This window comes from Streptomyces sp. NPDC090045 (assembly GCF_044747975.1).
GTDB lineage: Bacteria > Actinomycetota > Actinomycetes > Streptomycetales > Streptomycetaceae > Streptomyces.
This window is the reverse complement of the sequence record NZ_JBIVFA010000007.1, coordinates 398,772-411,036: the sequence shown is the minus strand read 5'-3', so window position 1 is coordinate 411,036 and position 12,265 is coordinate 398,772. Positions and strand designations below refer to the sequence as shown.

General features: G+C 74.0%; 7 protein-coding genes. 5 read left to right on the top strand and 2 right to left on the bottom strand.

Going from position 1 to position 12,265, the window contains the following annotated elements; translation table 11 throughout:
- Positions 1 to 12 precede the first annotated feature (12 nt).
- The 3 genes from ACIPYQ_RS21475 to moeZ all read left to right on the top strand — a co-directional run bounded on the left by ACIPYQ_RS21475 (position 13) and on the right by moeZ (position 3,008).
- Positions 13 to 1,023, top strand: coding sequence for an NAD-dependent epimerase/dehydratase (locus ACIPYQ_RS21475; RefSeq protein ID WP_401253338.1), 1,011 nt, complete (start codon positions 13 to 15; stop codon positions 1,021 to 1,023).
- Positions 1,011 to 1,766, top strand: a complete 756-nt coding sequence (locus ACIPYQ_RS21470; protein WP_401253335.1) for a spherulation-specific family 4 protein — start codon at positions 1,011 to 1,013, stop codon at positions 1,764 to 1,766. Before ACIPYQ_RS21475 ends, ACIPYQ_RS21470 begins: the two co-directional genes overlap by 13 nt.
- 63 nt (positions 1,767 to 1,829) lie before the next feature.
- Positions 1,830 to 3,008: an adenylyltransferase/sulfurtransferase MoeZ gene (gene moeZ / locus ACIPYQ_RS21465; RefSeq protein ID WP_361771087.1), complete on the top strand. Its 1,179-nt coding sequence runs from the start codon at positions 1,830 to 1,832 to the stop codon at positions 3,006 to 3,008.
- Between the two features lie 76 nt (positions 3,009 to 3,084).
- Here the strand turns inward: moeZ and ACIPYQ_RS21460 are convergent, their stop codons facing one another.
- Both ACIPYQ_RS21460 and ACIPYQ_RS21455 read right to left on the bottom strand, forming a co-directional pair.
- Complete coding sequence (locus tag ACIPYQ_RS21460) at positions 3,085 to 4,680, bottom strand: alpha/beta hydrolase (RefSeq protein ID WP_401253332.1); 1,596 nt, start codon at positions 4,678 to 4,680, stop codon at positions 3,085 to 3,087.
- A 172-nt stretch (positions 4,681 to 4,852) separates the two neighbouring features.
- Positions 4,853 to 7,636: a lysylphosphatidylglycerol synthase domain-containing protein gene (locus ACIPYQ_RS21455; protein WP_401253329.1), complete on the bottom strand. Its 2,784-nt coding sequence runs from the start codon at positions 7,634 to 7,636 to the stop codon at positions 4,853 to 4,855.
- A 167-nt stretch (positions 7,637 to 7,803) separates the two neighbouring features.
- Here ACIPYQ_RS21455 and ACIPYQ_RS21450 point away from each other — a divergent pair, with 167 nt between their 5' ends.
- Entirely contained in the window at positions 7,804 to 8,163 is a 360-nt protein-coding gene (locus ACIPYQ_RS21450) for an MGMT family protein (protein WP_361752955.1), read from the top strand.
- Between the two features lie 174 nt (positions 8,164 to 8,337).
- Positions 8,338 to 12,234: a UvrD-helicase domain-containing protein gene (locus ACIPYQ_RS21445; protein WP_401253441.1), complete on the top strand. Its 3,897-nt coding sequence runs from the start codon at positions 8,338 to 8,340 to the stop codon at positions 12,232 to 12,234.
- The last annotated feature ends 31 nt before the right edge of the window (positions 12,235 to 12,265 follow it).

Below are 12,265 nucleotides of genomic sequence, written 5' to 3'. Positions count from 1 at the left end.
AGGGGTCACGCGATGAGGGTGCTGCTGATCGGAGCCAACGGATACCTCGGCCGCTACGTCGCCGACCGGCTGCTCGCCGACCCCGCCGTCCAGCTCACCGCGCTCGGCCGCGGCGACGACGCCGACGTCCGCTTCGACCTCGCCACCGGCAGCCCCGGCGCGCTCACCCGTTTCCTCGACGCCGTCCACCCCGGCGTCGTCATCAACTGCGCGGGCGCCACCCGGGGCGGGGCCCGGGAACTCACCCGGCACAACACCGTCGCCGTCGCCACGATCTGCGAGTCGCTGCGCCGCAGCGGCTGCGGGGCGCGCCTCGTCCAGCTCGGCTGCGCCGCCGAGTACGGGCCCAGCCAGCCCGGATCCTCCACGGCCGAGGACGCCGTGCCGAGACCCGGCGGGCCGTACGGCGTCAGCAAACTCGCCGCCACCGAGCTCGTGCTCGGCTCCGGGCTGGACGCCGTCGTCCTGCGGATCTTCTCGCCCGTCGGCCCCGGCACCCCCGCCGGATCCCCGCTCGGCCGGCTCGCCGAGGCCATGCGCCGCGCGATGCAGTCGGGCGACGGCGAGCTGAAGCTCAGCGGGCTCGGCGTGCAGCGCGACTTCGTCGACGTACGGGACGTGGCGCGGGCCGTGCACGCCGCCTCCCTGTCCGCCGCCCAGGGCGTCGTCAACATCGGCACCGGCCGGGCGGTCCGGCTGCGGGACGCGGCCGCCGTCCTGGCCCGGGTCGCCGGGTACGGAGGGGCCCTGCACGAGCTGGACGTCCCGCACGGCGGATCCGCGCAGGCGCACCCGCATCCCGGCCGCCCGGCCGGGCTCGCCTCCATCGGGTCCCCCCGCTCCGAGGCCACCGCGGAGCAGCTCTCGGCCGCGGCCCCCCAGCCGTACCCGTACCCCGACGGCTGCGGGGCCTGGCAGCAGGCGGACGTCCGTACCGCCCGCGACCGGCTCGGCTGGCGGCCCCGGATCAACCTGGAGGAATCCCTCGCGGACATCTGGATGGAGGCGGCGTGCCGCATCTGACCACGCCGCCGGGGGCGATGACCGCCGCCGCGACCGAGGCCGGCCGCCTCGGCCTCGGCATCCCCGGCTACGCGCACCCGTTGCTCGCCCCCGTCGAGTGGGCCGAGCTGACCCGCCCCGGCACCCCGCTGCACTGGGCGGTGCTCAACGTCACGGACGGTCCCGGCGGGCGGCCCGACCCGCACTGCACGGAAGCGGCGGCGAAGCTGCGCGGCGCGGACGGCACGGTCCTCGGCCATCTCGCGATGCGAGACGGATCACGGTCCTTCGGGGAGCTGATCTCCGACGCCCACCGCTTCCGCGACTGGTACGCGGTCGGCGGTTTCTACCTGGCCGAGACCCCGGCCGACAAGGCGGACCTGGCCTCGGTGTGCCGGGTCGTCGAGACCCTGCGGGGTCTCGGGGAGGACCTGCGGATCGTGCTCGGGCACGGCACTCATCCGTACGAGGGCTATGCGGAGGCCGCCGACCAGCTGGTCACCTTCTCCGGGGCCTGGGCCGACTACCGGTGGTCGCAGGTGGCGGAGTGGACCGCGGACCATCCGGCGGAGCGGTTCTGCCACCTGGTCCACGGGGTGCCGCGCACCCACCTGGAGGAGGCGATGCGGATCGCCCGCTGGCAGGGCGCGGGCACCATCTGGTTCACGGACCGGCGCGCCGTCGGCGACCGCGACCCGTGGGCCTCGATGCCCGGGTACTGGGACGAAATCGTCTCACGAATTGGGACAGGTGTCTTGGAATGAAGACGGGCGTGGCAGTGTTACGGAGAGAACCACCGTTAAGACGTCACCATCTACGGAGTCCCCGTGTCGCTGCCACCCCTGGTCGAGCCAGCTGCTGAGCTCACCGTTGACGAGGTCCGTCGGTACTCCCGCCACCTGATCATCCCGGACGTCGGGATGGACGGCCAGAAGCGCCTGAAGAACGCCAAGGTGCTGGCCGTGGGCGCGGGCGGCCTCGGCTCGCCCGCCCTCATGTACCTGGCCGCGGCCGGCGTCGGCACCCTGGGCATCGTGGAGTTCGACGAGGTCGACGAGTCGAACCTGCAGCGCCAGATCATCCACAGCCAGGCGGACATCGGCCGTTCCAAGGCCGAGTCGGCCCGCGACAGCGTGCTGGGCATCAACCCGTACGTGAACGTGGTCCTGCACGAAGAGCGGCTCGAAGCCGAGAACGTGATGGAGATCTTCAGCCAGTACGACCTCATCGTCGACGGCACGGACAACTTCGCCACGCGCTATCTCGTCAACGACGCCTGCGTGCTGCTGAACAAGCCGTACGTATGGGGCTCGATCTACCGCTTCGACGGCCAGGCCTCGGTCTTCTGGTCCGAGCACGGCCCGTGCTACCGCTGCCTCTACCCGGAGCCCCCGCCGCCGGGCATGGTCCCGAGCTGCGCCGAGGGCGGCGTGCTGGGCGTGCTCTGCGCGTCCATCGGCTCCATCCAGGTCACCGAGGCCATCAAGGTCCTCACGGGCGTCGGCGAGCCGCTCGTCGGCCGTCTGATGATCTACGACGCCCTGGAGATGCAGTACCGCCAGGTCAAGGTCCGCAAGGACCCCGACTGTGCGGTCTGCGGTCCGAACGCGACCGTCACCGAGCTCATCGACTACGAGGCCTTCTGCGGCGTCGTGTCGGAGGAGGCCCAGGAGGCGGCCGCCGGCTCCACGATCACTCCCAAGCAGCTCAAGGAGTGGATCGACAGCGACGAGCCCATCGAGATCATCGACGTCCGCGAGATCAACGAGTACGAGATCGTCTCGATCCCCGGCGCGAAGCTGATCCCCAAGGGCGAGTTCCTGATGGGCACGGCCCTCCAGGACCTGCCGCAGGACAAGCGCATCGTCTTGCACTGCAAGACGGGTGTCCGCAGTGCGGAAGTCCTCGCGGTCCTGAAGTCCGCGGGCTTCGCGGACGCGGTGCACGTCGGCGGCGGCGTCATCGGCTGGGTCCACCAGATCGAGCCCGAGAAGCCGGTCTACTAGCAGTCACCCCGCAGGGGCCGTACCGCGCACGTCGCCCGGTACGGCCCCTGCGGCGTTCTCCGGATCCCGGTCCGGATCAGGCGCCCGCCGGATCCTCCGGCGCGACGGGCGTCCCCGTGGCGTCCGGGCTCGCGGTGCAGACGGTGCCCGCCTTCGGCGTCTTCCCGTCCAGCAGGTACGTGTTGACGGCCTCCTGCACACAGGGGTCGCCACTGTTGTACGCGCCGTGCCCCTCGCCCTTGTACGTGAGCTCCACGCCCACGCCGGGGCCGAGCCGCTCCACCATGTTGCGGGCGCCCTCGTACGGGGTGGCCGGGTCGCCGGTGTTGCCGATCACCAGGATCGGGTCGGAGCCCGGCGCGGAGACGTCGGGGGTCTCCCAGGTCCCGGCGACCGGCCAGCCGGTGCAGGACATCATGGCCCAGCCGAGGAGGTCCCCGAAGACCGGCGAGGCCGCGCGGAACTCCGCCAGCTTGGCCTTCGTCTGCTCCAGGGTGTAGCGCTCCTTGTCGTCCACGCAGTTGATGGCGGTGTTGGCCGCCCCGATGTTGCTGTAACGCCCCTGCTGGTCACGGCCGTTGATCGCGTCGGACAGGGCCATCAGCAGCTGCCCCTGACCGCCCTCCGCCTCGTCGAGGCCCTGCTCCAGCAGCGGCCACAGCTCCTGCGAGTACAGGGCCTGCGCGATGCCGTTGGTCGCCTGGGTCTCGGTGAGCATCCGGTCCCCGATGCCCGGGATGGGCTTGGCGGCCAGCGACTTCTGCAGCTTGATGATCCCGGCCTCGATCTCCTTGGGCGTGCTGCCCTGGAGCCGGCACTCGTCGCCGCGGTCCACGCAGTCCTGGGCGAAGTTGTCGAGCGCGAGCTGGAAGCCCTTGGCCTGGCCCAGGGCGCTCCCCTCGGCGGTCTTGGTCGGGTCCACGACGGCGTCGAAGACGGCCCGGCCGACGTTCTTGGGGAAGAGGTGGGCGTAGACCCCGCCGAGCTCGGTGCCGTAGGAGATGCCGAAGTAGTTCAGCTTCTCGTCGCCGAGGGCCTGGCGGATGCGGTCCAGGTCGCGGGCGGCGTTCTCGGTGCCGACGTGGGGGAGCAGTTCGGCGGAGTTCTTCTCGCAGGCCTCCTGGTACTTCCGGATGTTCTCGATGAAGGCCTTCTCCTGCTCCGGGGTCTCGGGGGAGGCGTCCTGGGCGGTGTACTGGTCCAGCTGCTTGTCGTTCTGGCACAGGACCGGATCGCTGCCGCCCACCCCGCGGGGGTCGAAGCTGACCAGGTCGTACCGGGCGCGCAGGGCCTCGTACTCCTTGGCGGCGCCGGGGAGGGTGGCGATGCCGGAGCCGCCGGGGCCGCCGAAGTTGAAGACCAGGGAGCCGAGACGGTTCTTCTGGTCGCGGGCCTTGGCGCGGATCAGGGCGATCGGGACGGTCTTGCCGCCCGGGTCGGCGTAGTCGAGGGGGACGTCGAGAGTGGCGCACTGCCAGTCCTTGGGCGGGACCGGGCCGCTGCCCTGCGCGGGGGTGGGGGCGTCGCAGTCGCCCCACTTGAGGGGCTTGACCGGCTCGGTGCCGTCGGCCTTCGGCTGCCCCCCTTCGCCGTCGTCGGAGCACGCGGCCGTGGAGAGCAGAGCGGCGGCGAGTGCGGCGGCGGCGGTGACCCGCCAGGCGTTTCTCGGCATACCTCCATCCTGTGCGCCCCCCGCCACCCCCGCCCCCGCGCTGACCCAAACGGGTCCCCACCCCTCCGACTCCGCCAAACCCAGCCCCGCCGGCGTTTGAGGCGCGGGCGCGGAGCGCCGTAGGGGGTTCGGGGCGGAGCCCCGGTCTTTGGGCCGCGGGCCGAGCCGGAGGCTAGATGGCTTCCTTGCGGGTCAGGAAGTTGAACGAGATCCAGCCCGGCAGCACGGGCAGCCAGAACGTCATCAGCCGGAACAACAGCACCGCCGAGATCGCGACCTCCTTCTCCAGCCCGGCCGCGATCAGCCCCAGCGTCAGCGTGGTCTCCACCGCGCCCATGCCGCCCGGCGTCGGCGCCGCCGACCCCAGTGCGTTGCCCGCCAGGAAGACCACCGCGATGCTCGCGTAGCTGATGGCCTCGCCGCCCCCGAACGCGCGGATCGACGCGTCGAGGCACATCACGAAGCAGCCGGTCAGCAGCAGCATCCCGCCGATGCCGGTCATCAGCTTCTTCGGCCGCTGGAGCACGTCCAGCATGCGCGGCACCACGCCCGCGAACAGCGCCCGCACCCGCGTCACGACGAACTTCCGCATGAACGGGACCGCCGTCACCACCAGCACGAGCACCGCGACCGTCAGCAGCCCCGCGATGACCGCCCGCGAGGGGGTCATCTCGGGGGTCTTCTCGGTTCCGGTCAGGTAGCCGAAGGACAGCAGCAGCAGGATGTGGCTGGCCAGCCCGAAGAGCTGGGAGGCGCCCACGCTCGCGACCGCCAGCCCCGGCCGGACCCCCGCCCGCTGCAGGAAGCGGGTGTTCAGCGCGACACCGCCGACCGCCGCCGGGGCCACCAGCTTCACGAACGAGCCGGCCACCTGCGCGACCACCGTCCGCAGGAACGGCACCCGCTCCGGCACGAAGCCCAGCAGGCTCATCGCCGCCGCGAAGTACGTCAGCGCCGAGAAGGCCAGCGCCGCCCCGACCCAGCCCCACTGCGCCTCGCCGATGATCGTCGCGAAGTCCACGTGGGCGAGCTGCGTGAGCAGGAAGTACGCACCGAACGCGCCCGCGATGAACGACACCAGCGTGCGCGGCCGGATCCGCTCCAGCCGGGCCGGCTCCACCGGGGCCTGCGGGCGGATCAGCAGCACCTGCTGGCGGATCTGGCTGAGCAGGTCCTCCTCGCGCGCCCCGTCCAGCGCGTCGTCCAGGGCCTTCTTCTCCGCCTTGCGGTCGGCCGCCGCCGAGGCGGGCACCGAGGTCGCGGAGGCCGCGGACTCCGCCTCGCGCGCCGCCTTCGCCGCCCGCGAGGACTCCAGTACGGCCTCCCGCTGCCGCTCCGCCCGCTCCCGGGCCAGCTTGCGCAGCGTCGCCCGGGTGGAACGGCTCAGCGCGATGGGCTGGAGCAGCGGCAGGCAGTCCGCCACCGTGTCCGGGCCGAGCACCGACACCGCCGAGGCCACCGACCGTTCCGCCCCGACCCGCAGGCCGAGCGTGGTGAGCAGCTGCGCGACGTCCATCCGGAGCACCAGATCGCCCGCCGCGATCTCGCCGCCCCGCAGGTCGGTGAGGATGACATTGGCGGAACGATCCACCACCAGGGCGTCCCCGGTCAGCCGCCGGTGCGCGATCCGCCGCGACTGGAGGGCCCGTACCTGCTCCCACGCGTTGCGGGTGAGGTCGTCGGTGATCTCCTCGTCGGGTACGGAGTCCAGGGTCCGGCCGCCCAGGTGCTCGTACACGAGCATCACCGCGTCCGGACCGAGCTCGGAGGTGGCGATCAGCTTCTGCGCGTTGGCCCCGGCCGCGATGGCCGCGTACGCGAGGAGCGCCTCCTGCTCCAGCGCCTGGCGCAGCGACTGCAGGCTGCGCCCCGTGGTGATGCCGCGCAGGGTGAGGCGGCGCCAGACCCGGTAGAAGAAGCCCTGGGCCTGCTGCTCGCGGTCGACGACGGTGACGTCGAGCGGCGGGCCGTCCTCCAGGGTGACGTGGTAGCGCCGGCCCCGGTCGCTCACCTCGGTCGTCTCGGGGCCCTCGGGCATCTCGGCGCGCATCGCGCTGACCGGCTGGAAGCCGACCCGGCGCAGGCCGGCGAGGAGGTTCTGCCCGGTGGGGCGCACGTTGGGCGAGCCGACGGCGTACAGGGTGCCGTAGGCGACGCTCCAGCCGATCAGCACGGTGAGGATGATCGAGAAGGGCGTGGTGTAGCCGTTGACCAGCATGGTGAGGGCGTTGAGCAGCAGGACCACCCACAGCGCCACGCGCCAGTGGGGTCTGCGGGTCATGCCGACGGCGGTCATGTACGCGATGACGGGCGCGAGGTAGCCGTGCACCGGATCCGTGAGGGCCCCGTTGCCCGCCGAGCGGGTCAGGGCGTCCTGGATGGTGTCGGGGGCGGCCTGGGAGACCCACAGGTCGGTGGCGAGGGTGACGCCGTGCGCGAGGACGGCGGCGAGCACGCCGTCGGCGATGCGCAGCCCGTCGCGTTTGATCAGCCGCTCCACGGCGAAGGCGACGGGCAGCAGCAGCACGGCGATGCTCGACACGAGCGCCGCGACCTTGATCAGCAGGTCCGGCGCCTGGCCGGTGCCCTTGCTGATGTCCTCTTCGAGACCGACCGTCGTGCCGTGGGCGAAGGCGGCGATGGCGAGCAGGACGGCGATGCCGAGGATGCCGACGAGGAGGCGTACGAGGTCGGACGGCCGGTGCACGCGGGCGGCGAGCAGCGGCTCGTCGACCTCGACGCGGTCGGCGTCCGTGGAGGCGTGGCCGTGCGACCCCTCCGCGTCGCCGCCCTCGCCGTCGGTGCCGCGGTCGGTGTCACTCTCGGGGCGCGGAACCTTGGACAGAGCCTTCGGCGGGGTCTGCGGGTGGGTCGCCGGAACGGGTTCGGGGCGGGGGGCGGCGCCGTCGTCTGGGCGCGCGCCGTCGTCCGCCGCCGCGCCGTCCGGAGGGCTCACACCCTGCTCCTTCGTCGTCACATCCGTCTCTTCTTGATCACGTATCACCAGTCACCGCCCGGAAGATGGTGGCACGGACCGACCGGCCAGCGGGGCATCAGGGTGCGTGCCGGTCCGGAACCCCGACTTCCGCCGGCCGGCCTCCGGCGTACTGCACCATGTGCTGAATGAGTGAGGAGCTGCCCGCCTACGCGGAGCACGTGCTTGAGGTGGCAGAGCGTATTCCGCCCGGCCGGGTGATGACATACGGGGACGTCGCCGAATGGCTCGGAGAGGGAGGCCCGCGCCAAGTCGGGCGTGTCATGGCCCTGTACGGAGGAGCCGTGCCCTGGTGGCGCGTGGTGCGGGCGGACGGCGTACCCCTGCCCGGCCACGAGCTGCGCGCCCTGGAGCACTACCGGGCCGAGGCCACCCCGCTGCGCCTGACCGCGGGCGGCGAGCCGCGGCTGGACATGCGCCGGGCGCGCTGGGACGGGGCCCCGGGAGACCCCGGACCGGACGGCACACGCGACGAGGCTCACACCTGACAGCTTCGGCCATGGGCGGCCTGGACGGGCGATCGGGCGACGGTGCGAACGTCCGTACGGGCTACCCGGGGGGACTGCGCGGCGTCGGCGGGTTGCCGTAGCGTTGCCTCTTCGGCTTCTCCGCGAGCCGTCACGGCAGCACCCGCAGACCCACCAGGACCGGCACCCCACGTGATCACCTCTTCCTCCGATAGCCGCCGCACCGAGCGGCGGCATACGCGGACCCCGGACGCGTACCGCCTCGTGCGCACCGGGCCGGAACGGGTGGATCCCCCTGTGCTGGACGCAGCGCAACGGGCGGTGGTTGACCACACCGGCGGACCGCTCCTGGTCCTGGCCGGACCGGGCACCGGGAAGACGACCACGCTGGTCGAGGCGGTCACCGCCCGGGTGGAAGCGGGGGCGGACCCCGCCCGCATCCTCATCCTCACCTTCAGCCGCAAGGCGGCGGTGGAACTGCGCGACCGGGCCGCCCTGCGGCTGGGCGGTGCGCGGGCTCCGCAGGCCACCACCTTCCACTCCTTCTGCTACGGCCTGGTCCGCTCCCACCAGGACACCGACCTCTTCGCCGACCCGCTGCGGCTGCTGTCCGGGCCGGAGCAGGACGTGATGGTCCGCACCCTCCTGGAGGGCCAGCGCCGGATCCGCTCCATCCGCTGGCCCGACGACCTGCGGGCGGCCCTGACCACGCGCGGCTTCGCCGACGAGGTCCGTGCGGTGCTGGCCCGCGCCCGCGAACTGGGCCTCGGCCCGCAGGCCCTCTCCTCGTTCGCCGACCGCATCGGCCGCCCGGACTGGAAGGCCGCGGCGGCCTTCCTCTCCGAGTACCTGGACGTCCTGGACCTGCAGGGCACGCTGGACTACGCCGAACTCCTCCACCGCGCGGTCCTCCTCGCGGAAGGCACCCCGGCCCTGTCCTCCTCCTACGACGCGATCTTCGTGGACGAGTACCAGGACACGGACGCCTCCCAGCTGCGGCTGCTGCGGGCGCTGACCGGGCGCGGCGGCACGCTGGTCGCCTTCGGCGACCCCGACCAGTCGATCTACGCCTTCCGCGGCGCCGACATCAACAACATCCTGGACTTCGAGTCCGCGTTCCCGGGCGCCGAGGTCAAGGCCCTGACGGTGGGCCGCCGCTCCGGCGCGGCCCTGCTGACGGCGACCCGTCTCCTCACCACCCGGATGCCGGTCCCGCGCCTGCCGGCCACGGCGGTACGCGCCCACCGCGGGCTCCAGGCCACCCGGGAGGGCGGCCGGGTGGAGGTCTTCACGTACCCGACGGCCGGCGCCGAACTGGACAACATCGCCGACATCCTGCGCCGGGCCCACCTGGAGGACGGCGTCCCCTGGCAGGACATGGCCGTCCTGGTCCGCGCCGGCGGCCGGACCCTCCCCGCGATGCGCCGCGCCCTCATCTCGGCCGGAGTCCCCGCCGAAACGGACGGCACGGACACCCCCCTCCGCCACGAACCCGCCATCGCCCCCCTCCTGACCGCCCTCCGCCTCACAGCCACGGCAACCCTGCCCCCGGACCAGGCCGACACCGCGACCGCCGCGACCGCCGCGACCGCCGAGGCCGCCGCAGGCGAGCGCGAGCCGGCCGCGACGGCCCCCGGCTCCGCCGGAGCCGACGGGGCTGGCGCGGGTGCCGCGGTGGAGGCCCCGGCGGACGCGACCGCCGGAGCCTCGGCCGCCGCAGGCGAGCGGGAATCGGACGTGACGATCCCCGGCTCGGCCGGTGCGGGCGCGGCCGGCACGGGTGCCGCCGGTGTGGGCGATGCCGACACGGGCGCCACAGGCACCGGCGAGGCGGGCGCGGGCGCTGTCGCTGGCACTGGCGGGGCGGGCGTGGGTGCCGCCGTAGGCACCGGCGGGGCCGGCACGGGTGCCGTCGTGGCCGACGGGGAGGCGAGGCCCGGCGTGTCCGACGGGGCGGCCGAGGCCGCCGCTGACGGCGAGCTTGCTCGCACCTTCGGGGCGGGTGGGCGGGAAACCTCCCCCGCCCCGGCAACCACGCCCGGCTCCGCGGGGGCCACAGGCACCGCCGGTGCGGGCCCGGAAGCCGCCATGGGCGACGAGCCGGGCGAGCTCGCTCGCATCTCCGGGGCGGGTGGGCGGGAAACCTCCCCCCACGCCGACGCGTACCCCGCCGACGAGCCGGCCCCGGGGCCCAGCCCCGACACCGCCGACCCCGCCGGAGGCGTCAGCGTCGAGGCGGCCGTCACCCTGCTCACCTCACCCCTCGGCGGCATGGACGCCGCCGACCTGCGGCGGCTCGGCCGGGCGCTGCGGGACGAGGAGCGCGCCGCCGGCGTCAAGGTGCCCGCGCCCTCCGACGTGCTGCTCGCGCGCGCCCTCGCCGAGCCGGAGCGGCTCACCGCGCACGACCCCGCGTACGCCCGCGGAGCGCAGCGCCTCGGCCTGCTCCTGCGCAAGGCCCGCGAGCTGCTCCAGGGCGGCGGCACCGCCGAAGAGGCCCTGTGGATCCTCTGGGACGGCACCCCCTGGCCCCAGCGGCTGGAGCGCAGCGCCCGTCGCGGCGGCGCCGCCGGCCGCAACGCCGACCGCGACCTCGACGCCGTCTGCGCCCTCTTCGACACCGCCGCCCGCGCCGAGGAGCGCACCGGCGGCCGCGGCGCGCTCAACTTCCTCGAACAACTGGAGGCGGAGGACATCGCCGCCGACACGTTGACGGCCCGCGCCACCGGCTCCGAGGCCGTCCGCCTGATGACCGCCCACCGCTCCAAGGGCCTGGAGTGGTCCCTCGTCGTCGTCGCCGGCGTCCAAGAGGGCCTGTGGCCCGACCTGCGCCGCCGCGGTTCCCTCCTGGAGGCCGACCGCATCGGCCGCGACGGCCTCGCCGAGCCCCTCACCCCCGGCGCCCTCCTCGCCGAGGAGCGCCGGCTCTTCTACGTCGCCGCCACCCGCGCCCGCGACCGCCTCGTCGTCACCGCCGTCAAGGCCCCCGCCGACGACGGCGACCAGCCCTCCCGCTTCCTGACCGAACTCGGGGTCACCCCGAAGGACGTCACCGGCCGCCCCCGCCGCCCCCTCGCCGTCCCCGCGCTCGTCGCCGAACTGCGCGCGACCACCGTCGACCCGGACGCCTCGCCCGCCCTGCGTGACGCCGCCGCCCGGCGCCTGGCCCGCCTCGCCGCGCTCACCGACGACGAGGACCGCCCCCTGGTCCCGGCCGCGCACCCGCAGCGCTGGTGGGGCCTGTACGAGCCCACCCGCAGCAGCGTCCCGCTCCGCGACCGGGACCGGCCCGTGGCCCTGTCCGGCAGCGCCCTGGAGCAGCTCGCCAACACCTGCTCCCTGCAGTGGTTCCTCGGCCGCGAGGTCAAGGCCGACACCGCGTCCACCGCCGCCCAGGGCTTCGGCAACGTCGTCCACGTCCTCGCCGACGAGGTCGCCTCCGGCCGCACCCCCGCCGACCTGGCCGTGCTCATGGAACGCCTCGACTCGGTGTGGGACGCCCTCGCCTTCGACGCGCCCTGGAAGTCCCGCCAGGAGAAGGACAACGCCCGCGCCGCCCTCGAACGCTTCCTGCGCTGGCACACCACCGACCGCGGGGGCCGGGCGGCCGTGGCCACGGAGCACGAGTTCGACGTCACGCTCGAAGCCGGTGAGGTCGCCGTCCGCATCCGGGGTTCCATGGACCGGGTCGAATCGGACCCGCAGGGGCGCGCGTACGTCGTCGACTTCAAGACCGGCAAGTCCGCGCCCACCAAGGACGAGGTGGCCCGCCACCCCCAGCTCGCGGTCTACCAGCTCGCCGTGCGCGAGGGCGCCGTCGACGAGGTCTTCGACGGGCTGCGCCCCACCCCCGGCGGCGCCGAGCTCGTCCAGCTCCGGCAGGGCGCGGCCCAGCGCGACGGCGGCGACACGGTCCCCAAGGTCCAGGCCCAGCAGCCGCTCGACGGGGAGTGGGTCGGCGACCTGCTCGCGACCGCCGCCGGCCGGGTCCTCGACGAGCGGTTCGCGCCCGCCGCGGGCAAGCACTGCGACCACTGTTCCTTCCGCAGCGCGTGCAGCGCCCGTCCCGAGGGCCGCCAGACGGTCGAGTGAGCGGCCTCCCTCCCGGCCAGGGCCGGCTCGG